Annotated in this window: 21 protein-coding genes, 1 pseudogene and 1 riboswitch; of the genes and pseudogenes, 12 read left to right on the top strand and 10 right to left on the bottom strand. The window is 69.3% G+C overall.

Translation table 11 applies throughout. The features are described from left to right. The first annotated feature begins 22 nt into the window (after window positions 1–22). A complete protein-coding gene (locus NI2_RS26140; RefSeq protein ID WP_067495829.1) occupies window positions 23–208 on the top strand; it encodes a hypothetical protein in 186 nt (61 codons plus the stop codon). On the opposite strand, the gene NI2_RS26135 is transcribed toward NI2_RS26140, so the two are convergent. The 3 genes from NI2_RS26135 to NI2_RS26125 all read right to left on the bottom strand — a co-directional run bounded on the left by NI2_RS26135 (window position 193) and on the right by NI2_RS26125 (window position 5,972). After that, window positions 193–1,524, bottom strand: coding sequence for a M1 family metallopeptidase (locus tag NI2_RS26135; RefSeq protein WP_067495919.1), 1,332 nt, complete (start codon window positions 1,522–1,524; stop codon window positions 193–195). The genes NI2_RS26140 and NI2_RS26135 overlap by 16 nt on opposite strands. Beyond that, a complete protein-coding gene (locus NI2_RS26130; protein WP_067495827.1) occupies window positions 1,524–5,405 on the bottom strand; it encodes a Pls/PosA family non-ribosomal peptide synthetase in 3,882 nt (1,293 codons plus the stop codon). Before NI2_RS26130 ends, NI2_RS26135 begins: the two co-directional genes overlap by 1 nt. Before the next feature lie 129 nt (window positions 5,406–5,534). Beyond that, the gene (locus tag NI2_RS26125; RefSeq protein ID WP_067495824.1) at window positions 5,535–5,972 is read right to left on the bottom strand and encodes a MarR family winged helix-turn-helix transcriptional regulator; all 438 of its coding nucleotides are present in this window, start codon (window positions 5,970–5,972) and stop codon (window positions 5,535–5,537) included. Between the two features lie 171 nt (window positions 5,973–6,143). After that, window positions 6,144–6,258, top strand: a riboswitch (SAM riboswitch). Between the two features lie 41 nt (window positions 6,259–6,299). Between NI2_RS26125 and NI2_RS26120 the strand changes: the two are divergent. Together NI2_RS26120 and NI2_RS35615 are read left to right on the top strand one after the other, a co-directional pair. After that, a pseudogene (locus tag NI2_RS26120) lies at window positions 6,300–7,614 on the top strand (aminotransferase class V-fold PLP-dependent enzyme). A 75-nt stretch (window positions 7,615–7,689) separates the two neighbouring features. Then, entirely contained in the window at window positions 7,690–7,926 is a 237-nt protein-coding gene (locus NI2_RS35615; protein WP_084476803.1) for an excalibur calcium-binding domain-containing protein, read from the top strand. A gap of 5 nt (window positions 7,927–7,931) precedes the next feature. Here NI2_RS35615 and NI2_RS26115 read toward each other — a convergent pair whose 3' ends face one another. The 3 genes from NI2_RS26115 to NI2_RS26105 all read right to left on the bottom strand — a co-directional run bounded on the left by NI2_RS26115 (window position 7,932) and on the right by NI2_RS26105 (window position 9,389). Further along, entirely contained in the window at window positions 7,932–8,285 is a 354-nt protein-coding gene (locus tag NI2_RS26115) for a hypothetical protein (protein ID WP_067495821.1), read from the bottom strand. Window positions 8,286–8,297: 12 nt separating this feature from the next. After that, complete coding sequence (locus NI2_RS26110) at window positions 8,298–8,840, bottom strand: flavin reductase family protein (RefSeq protein ID WP_067495818.1); 543 nt, start codon at window positions 8,838–8,840, stop codon at window positions 8,298–8,300. 72 nt (window positions 8,841–8,912) lie between these two features. Further along, window positions 8,913–9,389 (bottom strand): YbaK/EbsC family protein, encoded by a 477-nt coding sequence (locus NI2_RS26105; RefSeq protein ID WP_084476801.1) that lies wholly within the window; start codon window positions 9,387–9,389, stop codon window positions 8,913–8,915. A gap of 119 nt (window positions 9,390–9,508) precedes the next feature. On the opposite strand from NI2_RS26105, the gene NI2_RS26100 reads away from it, so the two are divergent. The 4 genes from NI2_RS26100 to NI2_RS26085 all read left to right on the top strand — a co-directional run bounded on the left by NI2_RS26100 (window position 9,509) and on the right by NI2_RS26085 (window position 12,947). Beyond that, a complete protein-coding gene (locus NI2_RS26100; RefSeq protein WP_067495815.1) occupies window positions 9,509–10,330 on the top strand; it encodes a crotonase/enoyl-CoA hydratase family protein in 822 nt (273 codons plus the stop codon). An 89-nt stretch (window positions 10,331–10,419) separates the two neighbouring features. Further along, complete coding sequence (locus tag NI2_RS26095) at window positions 10,420–10,899, top strand: MarR family winged helix-turn-helix transcriptional regulator (protein WP_084476799.1); 480 nt, start codon at window positions 10,420–10,422, stop codon at window positions 10,897–10,899. Then, window positions 10,896–12,626, top strand: a complete 1,731-nt coding sequence (locus tag NI2_RS26090) for a DHA2 family efflux MFS transporter permease subunit (RefSeq protein WP_067495809.1) — start codon at window positions 10,896–10,898, stop codon at window positions 12,624–12,626. Before NI2_RS26095 ends, NI2_RS26090 begins: the two co-directional genes overlap by 4 nt. A gap of 90 nt (window positions 12,627–12,716) precedes the next feature. Beyond that, entirely contained in the window at window positions 12,717–12,947 is a 231-nt protein-coding gene (locus NI2_RS26085) for a hypothetical protein (RefSeq protein WP_067495806.1), read from the top strand. Between the two features lie 68 nt (window positions 12,948–13,015). Here the strand turns inward: NI2_RS26085 and NI2_RS26080 are convergent, their stop codons facing one another. Continuing rightward, the gene (locus NI2_RS26080; protein WP_067495803.1) at window positions 13,016–13,504 is read right to left on the bottom strand and encodes an inorganic diphosphatase; all 489 of its coding nucleotides are present in this window, start codon (window positions 13,502–13,504) and stop codon (window positions 13,016–13,018) included. A gap of 157 nt (window positions 13,505–13,661) precedes the next feature. Between NI2_RS26080 and dacB the strand changes: the two genes are divergently transcribed. From dacB to hpt, 4 genes are all read left to right on the top strand, one after another. Beyond that, window positions 13,662–15,119 carry a D-alanyl-D-alanine carboxypeptidase/D-alanyl-D-alanine endopeptidase gene (gene dacB, locus NI2_RS26075; RefSeq protein WP_067495801.1) on the top strand — a complete coding sequence of 486 codons (1,458 nt, stop codon included), beginning with the start codon at window positions 13,662–13,664 and terminating at the stop codon, window positions 15,117–15,119. 12 nt (window positions 15,120–15,131) lie between these two features. Then, window positions 15,132–16,190 (top strand): Rv3626c family coenzyme F420 biosynthesis-associated protein, encoded by a 1,059-nt coding sequence (locus NI2_RS26070; protein ID WP_067495913.1) that lies wholly within the window; start codon window positions 15,132–15,134, stop codon window positions 16,188–16,190. A gap of 126 nt (window positions 16,191–16,316) precedes the next feature. Then, entirely contained in the window at window positions 16,317–17,465 is a 1,149-nt protein-coding gene (gene tilS, locus NI2_RS35325; RefSeq protein WP_067495910.1) for a tRNA lysidine(34) synthetase TilS, read from the top strand. A 47-nt stretch (window positions 17,466–17,512) separates the two neighbouring features. Further along, entirely contained in the window at window positions 17,513–18,064 is a 552-nt protein-coding gene (gene hpt / locus NI2_RS26060) for a hypoxanthine phosphoribosyltransferase (RefSeq protein WP_067495798.1), read from the top strand. Here the strand turns inward: hpt and NI2_RS26055 are convergent. Further along, window positions 18,055–19,830 (bottom strand): serine/threonine-protein kinase, encoded by a 1,776-nt coding sequence (locus NI2_RS26055; protein WP_067495796.1) that lies wholly within the window; start codon window positions 19,828–19,830, stop codon window positions 18,055–18,057. The genes hpt and NI2_RS26055 overlap by 10 nt on opposite strands. A gap of 89 nt (window positions 19,831–19,919) precedes the next feature. Further along, complete coding sequence (locus NI2_RS26050) at window positions 19,920–22,328, bottom strand: protein kinase domain-containing protein (RefSeq protein ID WP_084476797.1); 2,409 nt, start codon at window positions 22,326–22,328, stop codon at window positions 19,920–19,922. 223 nt (window positions 22,329–22,551) lie between these two features. Here NI2_RS26050 and NI2_RS26045 point away from each other — a divergent pair, with 223 nt between their 5' ends. Then, entirely contained in the window at window positions 22,552–23,901 is a 1,350-nt protein-coding gene (locus tag NI2_RS26045) for an amidase (RefSeq protein WP_067495903.1), read from the top strand. On the opposite strand, the gene NI2_RS26040 is transcribed toward NI2_RS26045, so the two are convergent. Continuing rightward, window positions 23,898–24,794, bottom strand: coding sequence for a LysR family transcriptional regulator (locus NI2_RS26040; protein WP_067495793.1), 897 nt, complete (start codon window positions 24,792–24,794; stop codon window positions 23,898–23,900). The two genes, NI2_RS26045 and NI2_RS26040, sit on opposite strands and share 4 nt — an antisense overlap. Window positions 24,795–24,800 lie beyond the last annotated feature (6 nt).

The raw sequence follows: 24,800 nt of genomic DNA, 5'->3' as shown, positions 1-24,800 counted from the left end.
GGCCGACGGGCAATCTGGAAGTATGCGCGATTCACTGAAGGACCGGGTCCGGCAGAAGTTGCAGCGTCATCTCGCCGAGGACGGGCCCGACCCCGAGCAGGACGACAACCGTCACATTTCGGTGGCCGACGATCTGGAAGCACTCGAGATGGTGCCCGCCGACGACCCGCTCGTCGAAGAATTGGCCCAGCGCTACTTGGTGTTCTGAGGTAGCTGCGGCAACGGCCTGGTGCCCAGCCACACCGCGAACAGCCCGCGCAGCGGCGCGACGCTGTAATGACCCGCGAGGTCGACGAAGTCCTCGGTGGTCACCGACGAATGCCGGTAGCGGGCGGTCCATTCGCGGATGAGCTGGAAGAACAGGTGGTCGCGCAGTTCCAGGCGCAACGCGTGCAGGGTGAGGGCGCCGCGCTTGTAGACGCGGTCGTCGAACATGTCCGCCGGGCCGGGATCGCCGACGATGATGTCCTGCGGTTGGCGGGCGAGGTTCGCGTGCGCGGCGCGCGCCAGCTGATCGGCGCCCGGCCCGCCCGAGGCCTCCGACCAGAGCCATTCGGCGTAACAGGCGAAGCCTTCGTGCAGCCAGATGTCGCGCCACTGCCGCAGGGTCAGGCTGTTGCCGAACCACTGGTGTGCCAGTTCGTGTGCGACGAGTCGTTCGGCGCCGCGCCTGCCGTCGCAGTGGTTGGCGCCGAAGATGGAGATGCCCTGTGCCTCGATCGGGATGTCGAGGTCGTCGTCGGTGACGACCACGCTGTAGTTCTCGAACGGGTACGGGCCGAATTTCTCGGTGAACAACGCCATCATCTGCGGCTGACGCGCGAAGTCGTGCTCGAAGTTCGCGCGCAACCGCGGCGGGACGATGGCCTGCATCGGCACCGGCTCGCCGGGACTGCCCACCCGGTACTTGCGGTAGTTGCCGATCTGGATGGTCGCCAGGTAGGTGGCCATCGGTTCGGGCGCCTCGTACACCCAGGTGGTCTGGCTCGCCTTGGCCTGCTTACGCATCAGGGTGCCGTTGGCCAGCGCGTAGTACGGGCTGTCCGTCGTGATCGAAATGCGGTAGGACGCTTTGGAACTCGGATGGTCGTCGCAAGGAAACCATGACGCCGCGCCGTTGGGCTGGCTGGCCACCAGTGAGCCCTCGGTGAGTTCTTCCCAGCCCACCTCGCCCCACGGTCCGCGCACCGGTTTCGGCGTGCCCGAATAGTGCACGGCGATCTCGAGCACCCCGCCCGCCGGGATCTTCTGCTGCGGGGTGACGGCCAGCTTGCCGCGCTGATGACTGAACTTCACCGACTTGGACCCGTTGACGAACACCTTCGACACCCCGAGAGCAGGGGACAGGTCGAGGGTGAACGACGAACGGACCTCGGTGGTGACCGCGATGATCACCGCACGCCCGGCCAGCCGATTGCTGGCCGGTTTGTAGCTCAGCTCCAGCTCGTAGCGCGACACCCGGTAGCCGCGATTGCCGTTCTGCGGGAGGTAGATGTCGATCGGGTCCTCGTAGAACGAGCGCATCAACTGGCCCAGGGCGTGATGGGGTTGCCCCACCAGCGGGTCGACGGGGGAACCACGTCGCCGCGCATGACGAGCGAGGCCGGTCCGATGGTGGCGCCCGCGCCGATGTGGGCGGCGGGCAGGGCGACGCAGTGCGGGCCCAGGGTCGCGCCGGCGTCGAGGGTCACCGTGTCCATGGACATGATGCGGTCGTGGAACAGGTGGGTTTGCACCACGCAGCCGCGTTCCACGGTCGCGCCGTCACCGAGTGTCACCAGGTCTGCCTCCGGAAGCCAATAGGATTCGCACCATACCCCTCGGCCGATCTTGGCACCGAGTCCGCGCAACCACAGATTCATCACCGGGGTACCCGTGGCGGCCCTGGCGAACCAGGGCGCGGCGACGGTCTCGACGAAGGCGTCCGACACCTCGTTGCGCCACACGAACGAGCTCCACAGCGGATGCTCCACCGCTCGGATACGGCCTACCAGAAGCCATTTCGCGGCGACGGCGATCATGCCCGCCACCGCGCCCGCCACCATCAGCACCAGTCCCGACAGCAGCGCCGCGACCAGATAGTCGCTGTGCTGGGCGATCAGGGCCAGGGTGAACAGCACGCCGAGGCCGATGGCGAAGGTCACCATCACCGGGATCAGTCGGCAGGTCTCCACGAACGCGCGCGCCAGTTTCAACCGCAGCGGCGGGTCGAAAGTGCGGGAGGTATCGGAGGATTCGGCCGCGCGACGCAACCGCACGGGCGGGCTGCCCAGCCACGACGACCCGGCTTTCGCCTTGCTCGGCGCCGCCGACAGCACTGCGACGAGCCCGTTCTTCGGCACCCGGCGACCGGGTGCGGTCATCCCGGAATTGCCGAGGAAGGCGCGCTTCCCGACCTTGGCCTCGCCGATGCGCAGCCAGCCGCCGCCGAGTTCATAGCTGCCGATCATGGTGTCGTCGGCCAGGAACGCGCCGTCGGCGACCACGGTGAACTTGGGCAGCAACAGCACTGTCGAGGCCTCGACGTTCTTGCCTATCCGTGCGCCGAGCAGCCGCAACCAGATCGGGGTGAGCAGGCTGGCGTAGAGGGGGAACAGGAAGGTGCGTGCCGAGTCGAGGAGGCGTTCGGTCGCCCACACCTGCCAGCCCGTGCGGCTGCGCACCGGGTGGTAGCCCTCGCGCAGGCCGATACCGAGCAGGCGGACCGCGATCACCGTCGCCACCGCGTACACACCGAGGCTGAGCAGCGTGGCGACCGGCAGGATCGCGAAACCGCGCAGGGCGGCGGCGCCGATGGTCGTCTCCTCGCGCACCCACCAGGCGATGAACGTGCCGCCGACGGCCAGGCCGAGCACCGGCATCGCGGCCAGCGCCATCGACGACAGGCCGAACACGATCAGCCAGTGCCTGGCGCGCTCGGGGGAGTGGTCGGGCCAGCGGCGCGGCGCCTTACCGGTCTTCGCCGCCGGTGAGCCAGCCCATTCCTGTTCGCCCTTGACCTTGCCGGACACGGCCGAACCGGGCGCGATCTCGGCCCGCTTACCGATCTTGGTTCCGGGCAGCAGGATCGACCTGGCGCCGATCACCGCGCCGTCGCCGATGGTGATGCCGCCGATGTGCACGCGGTCGCCGTCGACCCAGTAACCGGACAGGTCGACCTCGGGTTCCACGCTCGCGCCGTCACCGAGTTCGAGCATGCCGGTGACCGGCGGCAGGGAGTGCAGGTCGACGCCCTTGCCGATCTTGGCGCCGAGCGCCCGCGCGAACGGCACCATCAACGGTGCGCCCGAGAGACTTTCGGCGCCACTGGCCTCCGAGAGGCGCACGGCCGCCCACAGGCGAAGATGCACCCACGAACCGCGTGGGTAGGTGCCGGGACGCAACCCGGCGAGCAGCACGCGGGCACCCGCAACGCACAGTGTCATCCGGCCGATCGGCGAGATGAACAGCACGAAGGCCAGCACGATCCACCACCACGACAACCGGGGCAACCACGGCAGCGAACCGGACCAGCCGGCGATCGCCGACACCACCGCCAGCCAGGTGACCCACTGCAAGCCGGTGAGCGTGGTGAGCGGGATGGTGGCCAGTACCTGGGTGAGCTGAGCGCGCAGGGGAGTCGGTTCCACCACCCGCGCGTCGACGGCGGCCACAGGGGCGCTGCCGTCGAGGTACTGCACCAGCGAACCCAGGCGCGGATGATCGTAGAGATCGGCCACGGTGACATGCGGATACCGTTCACGCAGCGCGCCGACCAGCTGGGCGGCCGAGAGGGAACCGCCGCCCACATCGAAGAAGTCGGTGTCCAGATCGGTCACCTCGGCGCCGAGAATGGCGTCCCACAGTCCCGCGACCCAGGCGGCGGTGCCGCTCAGCCCGTGGTCGGCGGTGTCGTCGGTACTCGGCAGCGGCCACGGCAGAGCGTCGCGGTCGACCTTGCCGGAGGTGCGTGTCGGCAGGTCGGCAACCACCGCCAGGCGCGGAACCAACGGTGCCGGAAGTTGTTCGGCCAGAATCTTTCTGGCCTGTTTGGCGTCGAATTCCGGTCCGGCGCCGGTGAGGTAGCCGACGAGGATCTTGTTGCCCGCCTTCGTCGTCCGGATCGCGGCGGCCGCACCGCTCACGCCGGGCAGGTGCTGCAGGGCGTTGTCGATCTCGCCGAGTTCGATGCGGCGGCCACCGATCTTGATCTGATCGTCGGCGCGGCCGAGGAAGATCAGGCCCTCGGGGTCGTTGCGCACGAGATCGCCACTGCGATAAGCGCGTTCCCAGCCGAGCGACGGCAGCGGGGCGTACTTCTCGGCGTCCTTGGCCGGGTCGAGATAGCGGGCCAGGCCGACACCGCCGATCACGAGTTCACCGGTTTCGCCCGTCGGTACCGGGTTGCCCTGCGGGTCGACCACGGTGAGGTCCCAGCCGTCGAGCGGCAGGCCGATGCGCACGGGCATCTCGCCGGTGAGCAGCGCCGCGCACGCGACGACCGTCGCCTCGGTGGGGCCGTAGGTGTTCCACACCTCGCGCTCGGCGCCCGCCAGACGTTCGGCCAGCTCCGGTGGTACGGCCTCGCCGCCGAAGATCAGCAACCGCACCGATTCCAGGGCATCCGAGGGCCACGTGGCGGCCAGTGTCGGCACCGTGGAGACGACGCTGATCTCGCGGCGCATCAACCACGGCCCGAGGTCGGCACCGGTGCGGACCAGATCGCGCGGGGCGGGAACCAGGCAGGCGCCGTTGCGCCAGGCCAGCCACATCTCCTCGCAGGAGGCGTCGAACGCCACCGACAGGCCGGCCAGCACGCGGTCGCCTGGGCCGATCGGGGCGTCGCGCAGGAACAACCTGGCCTCGGCGTCGACGAACGCGGCGGCGTTGCGGTGGGTCACCGCAACACCTTTCGGGGTGCCGGTGGAACCGGAGGTGAAGATGATCCAGGCGTCGTCGGCGGGAGTCGGCAGGGTGTGCGGATCATTGTGGCCGTTGCCCGCGACGGCGGTGTCGGACTCGATGCCCGCGGCGGTCGCGATCGCGCTCACCCGCGCCTCACCGAAGACGAGCCGGGCGCGTTCCTCCGGGTCGTCGGCGTCGACGGGCACGTAGGCGGCACCGCAGTAGAGCACCGCGAGAATGGTGACGTACAGCGCGGCGCTGCCCGAGGGCATCCGCACGCCCACCCGGTCGCCCGGGCGGACCCCGGCCGCGGCGAGTTCGGTCATCCTGGCCTCGATCGCGGCCACCAACTCCATGTAGCTGAGCACGGTCGTGCCGTCGTCGATCGCGGGCGCGTCGGGGTGAGCGAGGGCGGTGCTGGTGAGAATGTCGACCAGGGTGCGTGGCGGCGCGGCCAGATCGGCGCGCAGCAGCGGATCACGCCGCCGGTTCGCCGGGCCCTCGGTGCGTGGCTCGAGCATCGTGCTCAGTCCACCTCTCATCGGTTGACCCCCATCGGTGTCTGTTGTTTCACGGTCGGGTTACCGGAGAGCAAACGGGATGGTCACCAGTTGCCAACGGTACCGGGAGTTGTCGGGCGCGCCCGACAGCTACGGGGCGGGCGCCGCGGATGTCTCGCCGAGTGCGGTGAGCGCGAGCCGGTGCAGGGTGGCCTGCTCGTCGGCGTCGAGCCGGGCGAGGACGCGGGCGGTGGCCTCGGCGATCAGCTTGTCGGTGCGCTTGCACTGCTTGCGGCCCGCTTCGGTGATGCGTAGCCGGTATTTACGGCGGTCCTTGCCGTCGCGGGTGCGTTCGACCAGGCCCGCGCCCTCCAGCGCGTCGATCAGGCGGACCACCTCGCTGCGGTCGATGCCGAGCGACTCGCCGACCTTCTTCTGGGTGAGGTCGGCGTTCTCCCCGATGAAGGTGAGCACCCAGTGGTCACGCAGCGGGACGTCGATCTCGGCGTGCATCAACTTGGTGAGCCTGCCGAGCGCGTACACCGGGTAGCGCGCCAGGCCGCGTTCGGGGTTCGTGGTCGAGGGCATGTCGGCCACTCTAACAAATAGTGGGGGAACTCAATCATTTGGGGGGTCCACGATGGGGCTTGCCACCTGTCGGCGTATGGGCAATCCAGGGGCAATCGGGATCTGGTGGCGAGCAACATCTTTCGATCGGTGGTTGACAGCGATCCGGATCGTCTGCCAATCTCGAACCCAGGTCACGAGTACCAGCGACAAGCCCCGGCTAGCTGGTCGGCAACCCTCCTCCGCGGTGGGGTGCTCCGGGTGACGACCAGGCCGACGTCCGAGGTGGACGCGGCAAGCGCGGACTCTCGCTACGTGGTGAGTTCCTGAGCCGACGGGATATTCGTCATGACCGCTGTAATCGACCCCACCTGTGCCCTCGCCGCCGTGTCCGGCGCCGACCTGCGCGTCCCGCTCGTCCAAGGCGGAACGAGCGCCTACGCCAACTTCGACCACGCGGCGAGCGCACCCGCATTGCGCCAGGTCACCGACCGGATTTCGCAACTGCTGCCGTACTACGCCAGCGTGCACCGCGGCGCCGGCTACGCCTCACGGATCTCCACCGAGTGCTACGAGGCCTCGCGCGGCTCGGTCGCCCGGTTCCTCGACGCCGACGACGACCAGGTCGTCGTGTTCACCCGCAACACCACCGACTCGCTGAACCTGCTGGCCGGATGCGTGCCGGGGGAGACGGTGGTGCTCGACATCGAACACCACGCCAACTTCCTGCCGTGGACGCGCAACGGGCGAAGGGTTGTCCGGGCCGCCGCGACGCTCGAGGAGACCATTCAGCGGATCGTCGCCGAATTGTGCAGCAGGCCCGCGGCTTTGCTCGCCGTCACCGGCGCGTCGAATGTGACCGGTGAGGTGCTGCCGCTGGAGCGGCTGGCCCACATCGCGCATCTGTGTGGTGCGCGGATTCTCGTCGACGCCGCGCAGCTCGCGCCGCATCGGCGAATCTCTCTGCGCGAGAGCGGAATCGACTACCTGGCGTTCTCCGGGCACAAGCTGTACGCGCCGTTCGGATCCGGGGTGCTCGTCGGCAGGCGCGACTGGCTCGACGCGGCCGATCCGTACCTGGCCGGTGGTGGCGCGGTGCGCAATGTCGGTGTGGCGGAAGCGGAGTGGGCGCCCGCGCCGCAACGCCACGAAGCCGGCTCACCCAATGTCCTCGGCGCGGCCGCCATCGCCGCCGCCTGCGACGCGCTCGCCGCCCTCGGCCCCGAGGAACTGGTCGCCCACGAGCGCGCCCTCGCCGACCGCCTGCGCGACGGGCTCGCCGCCATCCCGGGCGTGAACTCCGTCCGGATCTGGTCCGACAGCCCCGACTCGGTCGGCATCGTCGCCTTCACCGTCGACGGCTACACCCCCGGCCACGTCGCCGCCTACCTCTCCGCCGAACACGCCATCGGCCTGCGCGACGGCCGCTTCTGCGCCCACCCGCTCCTCACGAGTCTCGGCCTCGACGCCGCCCTCCGCGCCAGCGTCGGCCTCGGCACCACCCCCGCCGACATCGACCGCCTGATCACCGCCCTCACCACCCTGGTAACCACCGGCCCCACCTGGACCTACGCCCTCACCAACGGCCACTGGAACCCCACCCCCGAAAACCCGCCCCCTCACCCCCGACCCCACCGGCGCCACCCCCTGCCTCATCGGCTGAACGGCCCGACCGGGAAGCGAAGTTCGGCCAACATGTTTGGCGTGTCGCCGGTTTGGGTGACGAGCCCCGACAGCGGTGGTACCGACAACGACGGTCGCCCCGCCACCGCCGCCGATCATCACGACCATTGCCCCGCCCCCGCCCGCAACCACGCCGTATGTGCCGCCGCCTACGGTCGATTTGCCTCGGCCCGAGGCGCCGTCGCCTGGGGTCTACTACAAGAACTGCAAGGCGGCGCGAGCGGCCGGAGCGGGCGAGCCCGGCTACCGTCCGGAACTGGACGAAAACAGTGATGGAGTCGCTTGCGAATGAGGCTGCTACTCGTCGATCAGGTCGTGGTATTCGACTCCGCCTGCTGCCGCATCGGCCGCCGAGGCAATGAGGTCCGCGCCTCCGTGGGTGGCGAGTAGAAAGGTCGTGGTGTCGATGGTGTGGATGACATCGTCGACCCGGACGTGTTCGGAGATGTCGCCGGAGAATAAGAACGAGTGTTCGCCTCGAGGGCTGAGGTGGATGTGCATCCCCTGTAGGACCCCGTGGGCAATCGGATTGCTTGCTCGTCGCAGTTCGACAGTGTCGCCCGTGGCGAAGTTTCCGCTGGCAAAGCCGGTTACGAAGGGCGTCTGCCGGAAGCTGACAGGGTAGACGCCGGTCACGCGGAACTCGCTCATCGAGGGTCCCGTCTACGTGTCGAGGGGGGTGGGGCGGTGGTATTTGCCGTTGTAATACAGCAGGGGGGCGGCGGAGGGCGAGTCGGCGGATTCGTCGTGGACTCTGGTTACCAGGCCTACGGCCAAGGTGTGGTCGCCCAGGTCGAGGAGTTGGTGGATGGTGGTGCGGAGCCAGATGGGGGTGCCGTGCAGGATCGGTTCGCCGGTGTCGAGGGTGGTCCAGAGGGCTCGGTCGGTGAAGCGGTCGGCGGCCGAGCGGGAGAAGCGGTGGGCCAGGTGGTGCTGGTGTTCGCCGAGGAAATGGATGACCACGGAATCGGCGGCGCGCAGGGCGTCGATGCTCGACGAGGCGTGCGCGATATTGAACGACACCAGCGGCGGCTCCAGCGACAGTGACGCGAACGAGGTCGCGGTGAAACCGACCGGACCGGCGTCGGCGCCGATCGTCACCACCGTGACGCCTGCCGGATAGTGCCGCATAGACGCCCGATACTGCTCGGCGGTGATCCCACTCAGGTCGTCGGGAACCACCAGGTCGGCCGGAGTTCGTCGCATATCACCCACAGCCCCAAACTACGCCCGCCATCCTGGCCCGCCTATGGACAGGCTCACGCCGAGGGAAACCCTTCAGTCGATGTCCACGGGCAATCCCGCGGTGATGCGGATGAGTTCGCGGTAGCTGGTGCGGAAGACGGTAGTGGGGTGGCCGCCCGCGGCCCAGATCTCGCGGTGGGCGGCCAGGGCGGTGTCGACCCAGGTGGGCAGGTTGGTCGGGTGGCCGACGGGGGCGGTGCCGGTGATGGGCTGACCGGTGACCCGCTCGGCGAGGGCGGTGGGGCAGGGGGTGAGCTTTCCTTCGAGGCGTGGGCCGGTGCGGTGCAGGTCCACCCGGTGATGGGCGGCTACCAGCAGCAGGACCGGGTCGTTGTCGAGCAGGAACAGCTGGGCGGTGGTGATGGCGCTGGGGTGGGCGCCGAAGGCGCGCGCGGCGTCGATGGCACTGGAGGTGGGTGTGTCGGGGGACACGATGACGCCGTGGTGGCCGCGCGCGATGAGCGTGTCGGCCACCCGGCACGCGACCATCGGCAAGGACGACCTGCGCATGTCATCCAGAGTAGGACGGCCGATCGAATTATGCCGGGAGAGTGAGATTTTCGGGTTGCCGCGAATTCGCTCCGTACACCGGACGGGGTGGGCGCACCCGATGAGGCCATAATCAGCGCATGAGTGAATGGAAGGCCTTCGCCGTCGAGATCGCCGACAGTATCGCCCAGGTCACCCTGACCGGGCCCGGCAAGGGCAATGCGATGGGACCGGATTTCTGGCGCGAACTGCCGGAGATCTTCGCCGAGCTGGACGCCGATCCGCAGGTGCGGGCCGTCGTACTCACCGGGTCGGGCAAGCATTTCTCCTATGGCCTCGACCTGGCCGCGATGGGCGGCACGCTCGGCCCGGTGCTGGCCGACGGCGCCAAGGCAGCCCAGCGGACCGAGTTCCTCAAGGAGGTCCGGCGCATGCAGGACTCCGTCACCTCGGTGGCCACCTGCGTGAAGCCGGTGATCGCGGCGGTGTCGGGGTGGTGCATCGGCGGCGGGCTCGACCTGATCGCGGCCGCCGACATCCGCCTGGCCAGCGCCGACGCCAAGTTCAGCCTGCGGGAGGCGAAGGTGGCGATCGTGGCCGACATCGGTTCGCTGCAGCGTCTGCCGGGGATCATCGGCGAGGGCCACCTGCGTGAACTGGCTTACACCGCAAAGGATATCGACGCGGCCAGGGCCGAGCGGATCGGTCTGGTGAACGAGGTGTTCGCCGATCAGGAAGCGGTGCTCGCGGCGGCGCATGCGATGGCGCGCGAGATCGCCGACAACCCGCCGCTGGTGGTGCAGGGCATCAAGGATGTGCTCGAGCACCGGACCGCCCCTGGTGTAGCCGACGGCCTGCGCTACGTCTCGGCGTGGAACGCGGCGTTCCTGCCCTCGCACGACCTCACCGAGGCGATGACGGCGGTCTTCCAGAAGCGCGCCCCGCAGTTCAAGGGCGAGTAAAGCCAGCTTAAACGGTTGCCCCGGCAGCCGGTCTGCCCACATACTTGCATTACGCAACTAGTTGACTGATACAAGTAAAGGGTGATGCGGTGACGGAGTACGACCCGGCGATCGACACGATCGCCGTCCAGCTCGTGCGCCTGCACCGGCTGCGCGACCGCGCCCTCGCCCAGATGAAGGACCGCTCGGGCATCGAACCGGCCGGCTTCGTTGTGCTGTTCCGGCTGGTCTGTGACGGTCCGATGCGCTCGGGCGCGCTCGCGGAGGCGGTGAATTCGGATGCCTCGACGGTGAGCAGGCAGGTGGCGCAACTGGTGGAACGCGGGCTCGTGGTCCGCACCGCCGACCCCGACGACGGGCGCGCCACCGTGCTACAGGCCACCGCCTACGGCCGCGAGACCGCCGACCGCATCCGCGAGCGGCGTCGCGAATCCATCGCGATCGTCACCAAGGACTGGCCCGAACCCGACCGCGAGCACTTCGCCGCCCTGCTCACCCGCTTCGTGGAGGACTACGACCGGGCCCGGCCCCTGCTCCTCACGCTCAACCCATCGGAGAACGAATCGTGACGACGACCGTGGCAGTGGAGGAATCGCCCGCCGGTTTCACCCACCGTCAGATTCTGACCATCCTGTCCGGGTTGATGCTCGGCATGCTGTTGGCCTCGCTCGATCAGACGATCGTGTCGACCTCCATCCGCACCATCGCCGACGACCTGCACGGCTACTCGCTGCAGGCCTGGGCGACAACGGCCTACCTCATCACCGCGACGATCAGTACCCCGCTCTACGGCAAGCTCTCGGACATGTTCGGCCGAAAGCCGTTCTTCCTCACCGCGATCGGGCTGTTCATCATCGGTTCGCTGCTGTGCACGCTGGCGCAGTCGATGTATCAGCTCGCCGCGTTCCGCGCCTTCCAAGGGCTCGGCGCGGGCGGCCTGATGTCGCTGGCGCTGGCCATCATGGGCGACATCATCGGACCGCGTGAACGCGCCCGATACCAGGGCTACTTCCTTGCCGTGTTCGGTATTTCGAGTGTGCTCGGCCCGGTGCTCGGCGGTCTGCTGGCCGGGCAGGACAGCATTCTCGGCATCACCGGCTGGCGCTGGGTGTTCCTGGTGAACGTGCCGCTCGGCCTGCTCGCGCTGGTCGTCGTGACGCGGGTGCTGCACTTGCCGCGTAAGCCGCACGCCACCCACCGCATCGACTTCGCGGGCGCGCTCGTGCTCGCGGTGGGTCTCGTTCCGCTGCTGATCGTGGCCGAACAGGGGCGCGAGTGGGGCTGGGGCAGTACCGGTTCGGTGATCTGTTACGTGATCGGCGCGCTCGGGCTGATCGGGTTCGTCGCGATCGAGAAGTACATGGGTGACGCGGCGCTGATCCCGCTGCGCATCTTCGACAACATCACCTTCACCCTCGGTGTGGTCATCTCGTTCGTCGTCGGTGCGGCGATGTTCGGTGGGATGCTGCTGCTGCCGCAATACCTGCAGGTGGTGCGCGGTGCGGGTCCGACCGAGGCGGGTCTGCAGATGCTGCCGATGGTGCTCGGGCTGATGCTCGGTTCAATCCTCTCGGGCCGGTTGATCTCCAAGACCGGGAGCTACCGCGCCTTCCCGCTGATCGGCGCGGCCACGCTCACCCTCGGCTTGTTCCTGCTGCACCTGCTCGACGCGCACAGCCCGCTGTGGCTGGCGATGATCTTCATGGCGGTCGCCGGTTTCGGCCTCGGCAATCTGATGCAGCCGCTCACCCTCGCCCTGCAGAACGCGTTGCCGCCCAAGGACATGGGTGTGTCCACCGCCGCGGCCACGTTCTTCCGGCAGATCGGTGGCACCCTCGGTGCCGCGGTGTTCCTGTCGGTCCTGTTCACGCTGCTCACTCCGAACATCACCGACGAACTGCGGCAGGCGGCGACCGACCCGGCCTACCAGCAAGCCGTGGTCGAGGGCGCGCGCAGCAGCAACCCGGCCGATGCCGCGCTGTCGCAGGGTCTGCTGGCCCAGGACACCTCGGCGGCCGGAAAGGTGTTGCAGGACAGCTCGATCATCCAGCAACTCGACCCGGAACTGGCCGAACCGTTCCAGGTGGGCTTCGCCGACTCCATGTCGACGGTGTTCCTGTTCGCCACCGGTGTCGCGCTGCTGGCGCTGCTGCTCGTGCTGTTCTGGAAGGAAGTGCCGCTGCGGATGTCGGGTGGCCTGCAGTCGGCGGGCGACGCGAAGGCCGCCGACGGCATCGGCGCCATGGCCGACACCGCCGCCCAGTCGACGAAGGGTGGGAAAGGTGAAGCGACCTAGGTGGGCCCGAAAGGCCACCTAGGGGTGGCTGTTTCGGCGGTCGAACGGCCATAACGTTCCTGATGTCGCAACGAACATCAGGAGAACGACATGCGCATCAAGACCACCATCGCCGCCGCACTGCTGGCCCTGGCTACCGTCGCCGGGGTGTCGACGGTCACCGCGGGCACCGCCGCCGCGGCCGCGCCGGAGGGCACCTACTACGGCACCTACTACGAGCTCTACCAGTGCCGCGCCGACGGCGAGTCGTCCTACACCGGCGGCTACTACTGGCAGTGCGTCGAGACCTGGGAGGGCTGGGACCTCTACATCTGGTACTGATCCACCAGGAACAGAAAAACGGGAAGTCCAATCCCCTTCGGACTTCCCGTTTTTCGTCGTCTAGCGGCTCAGTGGCCGGATTCCTTCAGCCGGGCGAAGGCCTCGTCGATGATCTTGACGGCCTCGGCGCGGTCGAGCCACTCCGAACCCTCCACGAACTTGTTGGGCTCGAGGTCCTTGTAGCGCTCGAAGAAGTGCTTGATCGCGGCCAGCTCGAACTCCGGGACGTCGGTGATGTCCTGGATGTAGTCCCAGCGCGGGTCGCCCGCGGGCACACACAGGATCTTGTCGTCGCCACCGGCCTCGTCGGTCATCCGGTACACCGCGACGGGGCGGGCCTCGACGATGACACCGGGGAACACCGATTCCGGCAGCAGCACCAGCGCGTCCAGCGGATCGCCGTCCTCGCCGAGGGTGTTCTCGATGAAGCCGTAGTCGGCCGGGTAGGCCATGGAGGTGTACAGGTACCGGTCGAGCTTCACCCGGCCGCTCTCGTGATCGACCTCGTACTTGTTCCGAGAACCCTTGGGAATCTCGATGGTGACGTCGAACTCCACGCCATCTCCTTGCTCGTTCGAGTGCTTGTGTGCCGAATCGCCAGATCGTTCTGGGGAACCGTTGCGCAACGAGGATAGTGTGGTGTGCCAGAACACCGGTGCGGCAGGCGGCTCAGCGCGGCCGGGCGTCGGGCGGGCTAGAGGAGAAACGACGGTCGTGATCGGTCCAAGCGAACAGAATCCCGGATGGCAGGAGCCGCGACGTCGCCGGTCGGGGTGGATCTGGCTGTCAGCGGTGCTCGTCGCCCTGCTGTTGATCGGCGGCGGATTCGCGGCGATCGCCCGGCCGTGGACGCCCGAATTCCGGCACGGCGGGCTGACCGTCGCCGACGCGCCGTCGGCCGCCACCCCGACCACCGCCATCGCCCCGGCCAGGTCGGACGCACCCGCGCCGACGGTCGCCGGGATCGCCGCCGCGCTCGCGCAGGTGACCAGCAGTCCCGATCTCGGCGCGTTCGCGGGCCAGGTCACCGATCCGACCAGCGGAACCGTGCTCTGGAGCCAGGAGCCGACCAAGGCGATGATCCCGTCGTCGACGGCCAAGATCATGCTGGTCGCGGCCGCGCTGCTCACCCTGCCCGACGATCAGCGAGTGGCCACCCGGGTCCTCGCCGGAGCGCCGGGGGAGCTGGTACTCGTCGGCGGCGGTGATCCGACGCTCACCACCCGTGCCGACGGCGGCTACTACACCGACGGTCCGCGCATCGCCGACCTCGCCGCGCAGATCAAGGCGGCGGGCAGGCAGGCGAGCGCGATCGTCGTCGACACCTCCGCCTACACCGGTCCGACCATGGCGGCCGGCTGGGATCCGATCGATATCCCCGAGGGCTCGATCACCCCCATCGAACCGGTGATGCTCGACGGTGGGCGGTTCGACCCGTCGGCCGACTACTCCCCGCGCACCTCGACCCCCGCACTCGACGCGGGCCGCGCCCTGGCCGCCGAACTCGGCATCGACCCGGCCGCCGTGCGCGTCGGCCAGGCCGCGAGCACCGGTGCCGAGATCGCGAAGGTCGAGTCCGCGCCGCTGCGAATCCGCTTGCACGACATGATGATCCATTCCGACAATGTGCTCGCCGAGACCATCGGACGCGAACTCGCCGTCGCCACTGGACGCGAGGCGTCCTTCGCCGGTGCCGCCGCCGCCACCGCCGCCGCGCTCACCACCGCGGGCTTCGATGTGAGCGGCCTGCACCTGGCCGACAACAGCGGCCTGTCCGTCGACGACCGGGTGCCGCCGCGACTGCTCGACACCATCGTCGCCACCGCCGCCAAGCCGACCGGCGACGCCGCCGTCGTGCCCGCCGGTACCCAGGCCAGGCCCGAGAACGATCCGCGCGCGGCGGCGCTGGCGCCGCTGCTCGACGACCTGCCCGTCGCGGGCGGAACCGGAACGCTCGCCCCTCGCTTCGTCACCCAGAACCGGGAAGGTGCGGGCTGGGTGCGGGCCAAGACCGGAACTCTGAGCGTGGCAAGCGCGTTGGTGGGGTATGTGCTCGACCGGGACGGGCGGGTACTGACCTTCGCACTCATGTCCAACGACCGGCTGCCGGAGGTCAGCAGACCCGCGCTCGACGCGGTGGCGGGTGCCCTGCGCAACTGTGGATGTTCCTGAGAGCGGGTGGCGATGAGCGAGGACAAGACCGGGCGCAAGAATCCCGGATTCAGTGCGGTCGTCGACTGGCGGCTGGCCGCGAGGACCGGGGCGCTGCTCGCGCCACCGGGACCACGCACCTCGCGCGAGACCGCCGAACAGGTCGTCGCCGAACTTGCCTCGGCCTCGATCCTCGCCGAGATGCCGGTGCGCGAGGTGAGCGGGCTGCTCGACGACCGGCCGGTACCCGAGGCGCGGATCGTCGACCGGCCCGGCTGGATCGCGGCGGCCGCCGACTCGATGTCGGTGCTCACCGGCACCGGCGCGGGCAAAGGCCCGTTCGCGGGGAAACCGGCGGGCGTGCAGGCGGGGACCATGCTGGCGTTCCTGTCCACCGCCATCCTCGGCCAATACGACCCGTTCACCGGTGCGGACGGCACCTTGCTGCTGGTCGCGCCCAATATTCTCGGCGTCGAACGTGCCCTGGGGGTGGACTCCAGCGATTTTCGGCTCTGGGTGTGCCTGCACGAGGTGACCCACCGGGTGCAGTTCTCCTCGGCGCCCTGGCTCGCCGAATACATGCGCACCAATGTCGACATCCTCAGCGAGGTCGGCGAGGAACCGATGAGCGAGATGCTCACCCGGCTCGTCGGCGAACTGCGCGCCCGCCGCAACGGTGACCTCGCCGACGACCCGAACGCCAAGGGCATCGTCGGCCTGCTGCGCGCGGCCCAGGCGCCACCTCAGCGTGAGGCACTCGACCGGCTGCTCATGCTCGGCACCCTGCTCGAAGGGCACGCCGACCACGTGATGGACGCCGTCGGCCCCTCGGTGGTGCCGAGCGTCGCCCACATCCGGGCCGCGTTCGATCGGCGCAGGCAGAAGCCGTCCAACCCGATCCAGCGGATCCTGCGGGCGCTGCTCGGCGTGGACGCCAAGGTGGCGCAGTACGTGCGGGGCAAGAAGTTCGTCGACGCGGTGGTCGAGCGGGTGGGCGTCACGGAGTTCAACACGATCTGGACGAACGCGGACACGCTGCCTCGACTCGACGAGGTCGATTCGCCGCAACGGTGGATCGACCGGGTGCTGTAGAGGTCCGCGGTGCCGGCATCAGCCTGAGGCTGAGTAGCCTGCCGATATGACTTGCGCGACCGGTAGCGGCATTGGGTCGTGTCTTCGGGATGGTGGTGCCGGGTGGGTACCGCGACGGGCTGGTCGATGACGGCGCCGAAGCTGCCCGAGACCCCGGCTGTGCTCGTTGTGCGGCGCGCGATGCGGGAGTGGGTCCTCGCCCACGGGGGGCAGGGGCCGGTCGTTGTCGCGTTGTCCGGGGGCGCCGATTCGCTGGCGTTGGTCGCGGCTGCCGTGGTCGAGACCGGGCCGGTGACCGCGGTGGTTGTGGATCACCGGCTGCAAGACGGATCGGCCGAGGTTGCCCGGCGGGCCGCCGACCAGGCGCTGGCGCTCGGGTGCGCGCGAGCCAGGATCGTCGCGGTAGAGGTGGGGCGTGCGGGGGGGATGGAGGCGGCCGCGCGCACCGCTCGATACGCGGCACTGGAATCGGTGCGCGACGGGCGCCCGGTGCTGCTGGGGCACACCCTCGACGATCAGGCCGAAACGGTGTTGCTCGGGTTGGCGCGCGGGTCGGGCGGCCGGTCCATTCAGGGGATGGCGGCGTGGAACGAGCCGTGGGGGCGGCCGTTGCTCGGGGTGCGGCGGGCCCAGACCGAGCAGGTGTGTGCCGACCTGGGGATCGAGGCTTGGCGCGATCCACATAACGACGACCCGGCCTACACGCGAGTGCGGGTGCGCAACGAGGTGCTGCCGCTGCTCGAGGACGTGCTCGGCCGGGGTGCGGCGCAGGCGTTGGCCCGCACCGCCGACCAGCTGCGCGCCGACGGTGCTGTCCTCGACGACCTCGCGCGCGAACTCCTGAACACCGCCCGAGTGCCTGTCGGTCGACCCCGAGCTGTGCTCGGCGAGACCCGGCCGCCGACCGCCGAAGGGTTGTCGTCGGCTCGGCCCGCTGGTGGCGTCGGCGAGACCGGCGGGCCGATGATCCACGAGGGGGCAGAGGCCGGAGCCGGCAGTGGCGCCGACGACACCGATCGGCCCGCCCTCGCGATCGAGATTCTGGCCACTGCACCGGCGGCTCTACGTCGCCGAGCGGTTCGCGCCTGGCTGACCGAACAGGGCGTCGGCGGCCTGATGAACACCCACTTACAGGCGATCGACGAGCTGGTGAGCAACTGGCGTGGCCAGGGTGGGGTGGCGATCGGGGGCGGGAGCAGGGCCCACCGGTTGGTCGTGGTGCGCGAACATGGCACGCTGACCGTGCGCGCCCAGCCGCGTTTCGATGCCACATAATGGATCGGTCGAGCCGGGACCGACACCACGAAGGGATACCCACTTCCGTGTACGGAGACGACATCGCGTCGGTGCTGATCACCGAAGACGAGATCAAGGCAAAGATCGAAGAGCTCGCCGAACTCGTCGCCAAGCGATACCCGCCGGATTCTCCCGAAGGCGACCTGCTGCTGATCTGCGTCCTCAAGGGCGCGATCTTCTTCGTGACCGACTTCGCCAGGGCCCTGCCCATCCCCACCCAGCTCGAATTCATGGCCGTGTCGTCCTACGGGTCGTCCACCTCGTCCTCGGGCGTCGTGCGCATCATGAAGGACCTGGACAAGGACATCGCGGGCCGCAACGTCCTCATCGTCGAGGACATCATCGACTCGGGCCTGACCCTGTCGTGGCTCAAGCGCAACCTGGCCACCCGCAACCCGGCCTCGCTGGAAGTGGTGACCCTGCTGCGCAAGCCCGACGCCTTACGCACCCCCGTCGACGTGGCGCACGTGGGCTTCGACATCCCCAACGAGTTCGTCGTCGGCTACGGCCTCGACTACGCCGAGCGCTACCGCGACCTGCCCTACATCGGCACCCTGAACCCCGCCGTCTACTCCTGAGCCGAGCCCACGCGCAGTAGCGCGCGGATATCGGTCTCGATCACCCGGAACACCAGCAGCGCCCCGACGAAACCGAGCACCCCGCCCGCGCACACCGTGCGCAGCGGGGTGAGCGTCGCGAGCAGGTCGTCGACCGGCAGGAACGTCGCGCCCGCGATGGTGAGCAGCGGAATCGACGCGGCCACCACCAGGTACCGGTGGCAGCGGGCGCGCAGGCCCGACAGCGCCGCGTGGTCGGCGCGCAGGTCTTGGCCGTGGCGCAGGAGCAGGGGATACACGCAGCGCACCAGGTACAGGGTGATGAGGAAGAACGGGTAGGTCATCGCGACCGCGGCGCACAGGCCGGCGACCAGCAGCAGGTGGATCGCGGTGCGCATCGGCGGGTCGTCGACCAGGTTCAACGTGATCGCCAGCCCGACCGAGCCCGCGATCCACAGGACGAAGGCCACGGCCACGGCCCAGTCGGCCAGGCGCAGGCAATCGCGGCCGGTGCGCGCGAGAACGATCGGCTCGCACGGTCTGCCCGCGCGCAGTCGGCGGGGCACGGTGAGCAGCCGTCTGCCCAGATAGATCATGGTGGCGGCGCCCGCGCTGAAGAAGACCGCGTTCATGGTGATCGCATAGGTCCGCCGGATGGGTTGGACCGCGGGGTCGAGTCCGTGGAGCAGGGACATGTTGAGTCCCCGGTTGTAGTAGGAAGCCAGCAGATTCGGGATGAGGATCGCCAGGGCGAGTAGCAGAAACAGGTACGGCTGCAAGCGGTTTCGCCAGCTGTGTGGCGGGGGGTCGACGAGTTCGCGGGCGTGGGGGTCGAGGCAGAGGTCGAACTGCGCGACCAGGAGGTCGGCGTCCGACCAGCGATTCTCGCGTTCGGGCGACAGGCAGGTGAGCAGGATTCGGCGTAACGCGGCCGGGCAATCGGCGGGCAGCTCGCCGGCCGCCGCACCGTGTCGGCGGTCCAGCACCGCGGCCGGGTCGTCGTTGTCGCCGTCGAAAGGCTTTGTCCCCGTGAGGAGTTCCCAGAGCAACACCCCGAGGGAGAAGATGTCGGCGCGGGTGTCGAGGTCGGCGGGATCGCGCCCGAAGTAGCAGGCTTCGAGCTGCTCGGGCGACATGTAGGCCAGCGAGCCACCGAAGTAGGACGCGGCGGACACCTCGGTGGCCGAGCGGCTGAAACTGATGTTGAAATCGGCCAGCTTGGGCACGCCTTCGGCGCTGAGCAGCACGTTGGCCGGCTTCACGTCGCGATGCAGGACGCCACGTGCGGCGGCGTAGCTCAGCGCGGCCGCGAGTCTGCTGCCCAGCCACGCGACGGTCTCGGGCCAGGTCAGTGCGGCGATCTCGCCGCGCACCGCCGAGTCGGCCGGGCGGATCTCGCCCTTCTCTTCCATGGCCGCGTCGACGGCGTCGAGCAGCAGGGCGCTGGTGCGTTCGGCGGGTGGGGTGGCGCGCACCCAGCGCAGCACGCCGAGCAGGGTGCCGCCGGGCAGGAACTGCATGTACAGCAGGCGAAGCGGGGTCGAGCCGTCGATGACCTGCTGGTCGAAGACACGCACGATGTAGTCGTGGTCGAGTTGGGCGAGCGTCTGTGGTTCGGTGCCGCTGTCGGCGGAGATCTTCACCGCGACCAGCCGCTGCATCGACCGCTGCCTGGCCAGGAACACCCGCGCGAACGCGCCCGCGCCCAGTTCGGTGAGCAATTCGAAATCACCGAGCCGTGTGCCCACCTCGATCCGGTCGAGCGCACGGCAATCGGCCGGATGCATGGTCGTGCTGTGGACAGGCGAAGGCCGGGTCGCCTCCGCGGTGCGGGTGGAACTCACTGTTTGGCATACGCACACGGGTACGTGATGGTTCAGCTGACCACCCGTTCCAGTGCCCGGAGGTCGGCCTCGAGTGCGCGGAACAGCAGGTACGAGCCGATGAAGGCGATGATGCCGCCCACACAGAGCACCCGGACCGCGACGATCACCGAGGGGATGTCGGCGGGCGGCAGGAATGTCAGCCCGGCCACCGCGAGCAGCGGCACCGAGGCGGCCACGGCCAGGTACCAGGTGCAGCGGCGGCTCAACCCGCGCAGCCATGCACTGTCGTCGGCGCTGATCTCACCGTGGCGCAGGAAAACGGGGTAGAGGCAGCGGATCAGGTAGAACGTGACGAGGAAGAACGGGTAGGCCACCGCGATAGCCCCGCAGACCAGCAGCGATGCGAGGAAGTGCACCACCGCCCGCCCGGGCACATTGCCGGTGGCCAGTTGCAGCGCGATGGGGAAGGTGACCCCGGCCAGCGCCCACAGGGAGAAGGCGACGACCACGGCTTGGTCGCCGAACCGGACGGTGTCGTGTCTGGCCCGGCGCAGAGTGGCCGGGTCGTAGCGTCTGCCCTTGCGTAATCCGCCGGGCACACCCAACAGGAAACGGGCGAGATAGATCAGCAGCGCCGCGCCCGCGGGGAAGAACACCAGGTTCACCCCGGCCGTGATGATGATGAACGTCTGCTGCGCCGTCTCGCCGAGCCGGCTCACCACCAGCGTCTGATTGTGCTGGATGTTGTACCAGGAGGCCAGGGCGTTGGGAATGCCGATGGCCAGCACGAGAACCAGCAGCGGCCAGCGCCGCAACCGGATCCGCCAGCTGTTCGGCGGTGGGTCGACCAGGTCGCGAGCGCGTTCGTCCAGGCACAGGTCGAACTGTTTGGCCAGCGTCGCGCCGTCGGCCCAGCGGCCCGCCCGATCGGGCGTCAGACAGGTGAGCAGGACGCGGCGCAGCGCCGACGGGCAGTTCGGCGGCACCCGCTCCATCGCGGCCGGGTCGACGCCGGAACTGCGCCGCTCGAGCATGGCCTCGAGGGTGGTCTCGTCGCCTCGGCCCTCGGCTTCGGCGGTGGAGTCGTCGAACGGTTTCGCCCCGGTGAGCAACTCCCACAGCACCACGCCGAGGGAATAGATGTCGGCGCGGGTGTCGAGGTCGGCGGCGCTGCGGCCGCGCCCGGGATGACAGGCCTCCAACTGCTCCGGTGACATGTACGACAGCGACCCGCCGAAGTAGGCGACCGGACTCGTGCCCTCGACCGACCGGCTGAAACTGATGTTGAAATCGGCCAGCTTGGGCACGCCCTCGGCCGTGAGCAGCACATTCGCCGGCTTCACGTCGCGGTGCAGCACACCGTGCGCGGCGGCGTAGTCGAGCGCCTCGGCCAGCCTGCGCCCCAACCAGGCGACGGTCTCGGGCCAGCTCAGGGCGGCGATCTCGGCGCGCACACTGGAATCGGTCGGACGGATCTCGCCCTTCTCCTCCATCGCCGCGTCGACCGCCTCCAGCAGCAGTTTGCCGCTCCGCTCGGCGGGCGCGGTCGCGCGAACCCAGCGCAACAGGCCGAGCAGCGTGCCGCCCGGCAGGAACTGCATGTACAGCAGCCGCAACCGGCGCGAGCCCGTGGGCTCGGGAGCAGCGTGGAGCAACTGCTGATCGAAGACGCGGACGATGTAGTCGTGGTCGAGCTGGGCGAGCGTCTGCGGTTCCGTGCCGCGATCGGCGGAGATCTTCACCGCGACCAGCCGCTGCATCGACCGCTGCCGCGCCAGGAACACCCGCGCGAACGCACCCGTCCCCAACCCGGTGAGCAACTCGAAGTCACCGATCCGCTGACCGATCTCGATCCGGTCGAGCGCGACGAACGCACCGGGCACCGAACCGGCCGCCGTGGCGGCCGAAGGCGCTGACGCGGGCGCGGTCGCTGTCGCGGTGAGATCGAAGTTCGGCACCTGAGTACTACGGGTCTGCTCGGGTGGCTGGTTCACCGTCGCGTCGGGGTCGACGGCGCGGTGGGTGCTCTGGTCGAGGTCGTCGGCGTTGAGCAGGGCGCGCAGGCTGGGGGCCTGGTGCGGGTATTCGCGCAGGCAGTCGCGTGGGTCGACCCGCTCACCGCTGTGCCTGCGGATCACGAACTCCTCGAAGACCAACCCGGCGGGCAGTGCCTCGGGCTCGAGCTCCGGAAACTCCGCGCAGTACTCGGCGAGCCGCTTGCGGGCGATGGTTTCGGCGGCGTGATGCAACCACCGCTGACGCAGATCCACCCGGATCAACTCGTGCAACGCCTGCCTGCGCAACGTGCGCGCATCGGGGAGGAACTCGGCGATATCGGGCGGTTCGCCGTCGACCGTGCCCCAGGCGGCGGCGAATGCCTCGACCATGTCGGCGCGCACGTTGAGATACCGACCGGTACTCGCGTCGGGTTGTTCACCGCTTGCGGTGCTATCACTCATCAGCCGACCTAAGGTTCGCGCGGATCGGTACGAATTTCCTTCCGCCACACCCGACGTCATGGTGCCCCGAGCCGTACCCGAAATGATAACTTGCGCCTGGAGAGCTGATCACCCGATTTTCGACGACCATGCGACGGGGGCGAATCCGCACATGCACGATGACCTCACAGCGGTAGCATGGGAGTCCGTCGACGACGACGGCGTGACGGACGCTGAGGTGGCGATGAACTCCTCCCACCAACCCGCCGACGACTTCCCGATCGGCGGCCCGGCCGCAGCCCTGGCCGCGCGGGTGCGAGCGGGCACGATCACGCCCGCCGACGCCGTCGCCGACGCGCTCACCCGCATCTCGTCGGAGAACCACAAGATCAACGCCTTCACCGTCGTGCGCTCCGAGCAGGCGCGCGCGGAGGCACTCGAACTCACCGCGCGACCCGACCTGGACGAGCTGCCGCTGGCCGGGGTTCCGGTCGCGGTGAAGCAGAACATCGCCGTCGCGGGGGAGCCGACAACGGCCGGTTCGGCAGCCACGTCCGCCGCGGCGGAACCGGCCGATCACCCGGTGGTCGCCAGATTGCGGGCGGCGGGCGCGATCGTCGTCGGACTGACCGCGATGCCCGAGCTCGGCCTGTGGGCCAACACCGACGCCGACGGGCGCGTCACCCGCAACCCGCGCGATGTGGGCCGCACGCCGGGTGGTTCCTCCGGCGGCGCGGCCGCGGCCGTCGCGGCGGGGCTGGTCCCCATCGCGCACGGCAACGACGGGCTCGGCTCGATCCGGGTGCCCGCCGCCGCCTGCGGTGTCTTCGGCATCAAACCAGGTCGCGACGTGGTCCCCGCCGGGATCGGTGCCGACTCCTGGTCGGGCATGGCCGAGAACGGCATCCTCGCGACCACCGTCTCCGATGCCGCTCTCGCCCTCTCGGTCCTGGCCGACCGCAGCGATCTGGCCGACCTACGGCCGCCGCAGCGACTACGTATCGGACTGGCCGTGGCTCCGCCGTCGCGGCTGGTCCGGGTTGATCGGCATTGGACGGCGGCGGCGCGCACCGCGGGTGCGCGCGCGGCAGCGGCCGGGCACCTCGTGGAGCCCGTCGAACTGCCCTACGGCGACGCGGCGCTGGCGATGCTGCTGCGCTGGCCCACAGCGGGATTGGCCGACGCCGAACGACTGGCCGACCCCGAGCGGCTCCAACCACGCACCCGCAGACACCTGGCCCTCGGCCGGCTGATCCGCCGCCTGCGCCTGGTCCGGCCGAGCCAAGCCGACCGGGCCGAAGCCAGGCTGCTCGACTTCTTCGAGAACTTCGACGTGGTGATCACCCCGACGCTGGCCGCCCCGCCGCCCAAGGCGCGGCAGTGGAGCAGGCGCGGCTGGGCGGCCAATGTCGCTTCCTCGGTGCGCTACGCACCGTTCACCGGCGTGTGGAACCTGGTCGGCTGGCCTGCCGCGTCACTGCCGATGGGCATCCATCCCGAGGCGCACACCCCGCTCGCCGCGCAATTGGCAGGCCCACCCGGCACCGAGGCGACCCTGCTCGGCCTGGCCGCCCAAATCGAACTGACGAACTAGACCGCGATCGGCTGCGGCGCCTGCGCGGGCTCGGAGAAACCACCGTCGACAGCGCGACCGGCGAATTCCAGAATCGTCGGGCGGGTGTCGTCGGCGCGCCAGGCGACGGCCAGTTCGCACGGCGAAAGACCGGCGACCGGCCGCGCGGTGAGACCGGGCCAGCGGTACATCGGCACATTGTTCTCGGCCAGCAGGCACACACCGAGGCCGAGGCTCACGGCCTCGAGTTTGTCCTCGGGGGTGGCGGCTTCGGCGCCGATCTTGGCCGCGCGACCACCGCGCGCGTCGTTGCCGAGCCAGAAATCGCGCACCGCACCGGCTTCGGTCGGCAGGGCGACGAACGGTTCGTCGAGCAGATCGGCGAAGTCGATGGTGTCGCGCTCGGCCAGCGCGTGGTTCTCCGGCAGCAACACCCAGCGCGGCTCGGTGCGCAGCACCTGCCAGCGGTAGCGGTTGGGGTCGGGCAGCGGCAACCACACCAGGGCCAGGTCGGCCTGGCGGCCCGCGAGGCCGCTCGATGGGTCGTTCCAGGACGCCGCGTGCAGCGCCAGGCGGTGTCCGCTCGCGCTTTCCAGATCGTTGAGCAGCCCGCGACCGAGCGCGGACTGGATGCCGACGCGCAGCACCTCGCCCGCTTCCTGGAGGGACACGTTGGTCACCTCCCACAGCTCGAGGATCTTGCGGGCGCCCTCGAGCAGTTCCTTACCGGCGACGGTGAGGGCGACGCTGCGCTGATTGCGGTCGAACAGGACCACGTCGAGCTGGCGTTCGAGCTGGCGGATCTGGCGGGAAAGCGTCGGCTGGGCGATATGCAGCCGCTGAGCGGCGTTGGTGAAATGCAGTTCCTCAGCGACGGCGACGAAATACCGCAGATCGCGCAAATGCGGGTCCATAGCACC

Source organism: Nocardia ignorata NBRC 108230, assembly GCF_001612905.1.
Classification (GTDB): Bacteria; Actinomycetota; Actinomycetes; order Mycobacteriales; family Mycobacteriaceae; genus Nocardia; species Nocardia ignorata.
This window is presented reverse-complemented; position numbering and strand designations above follow the sequence as displayed.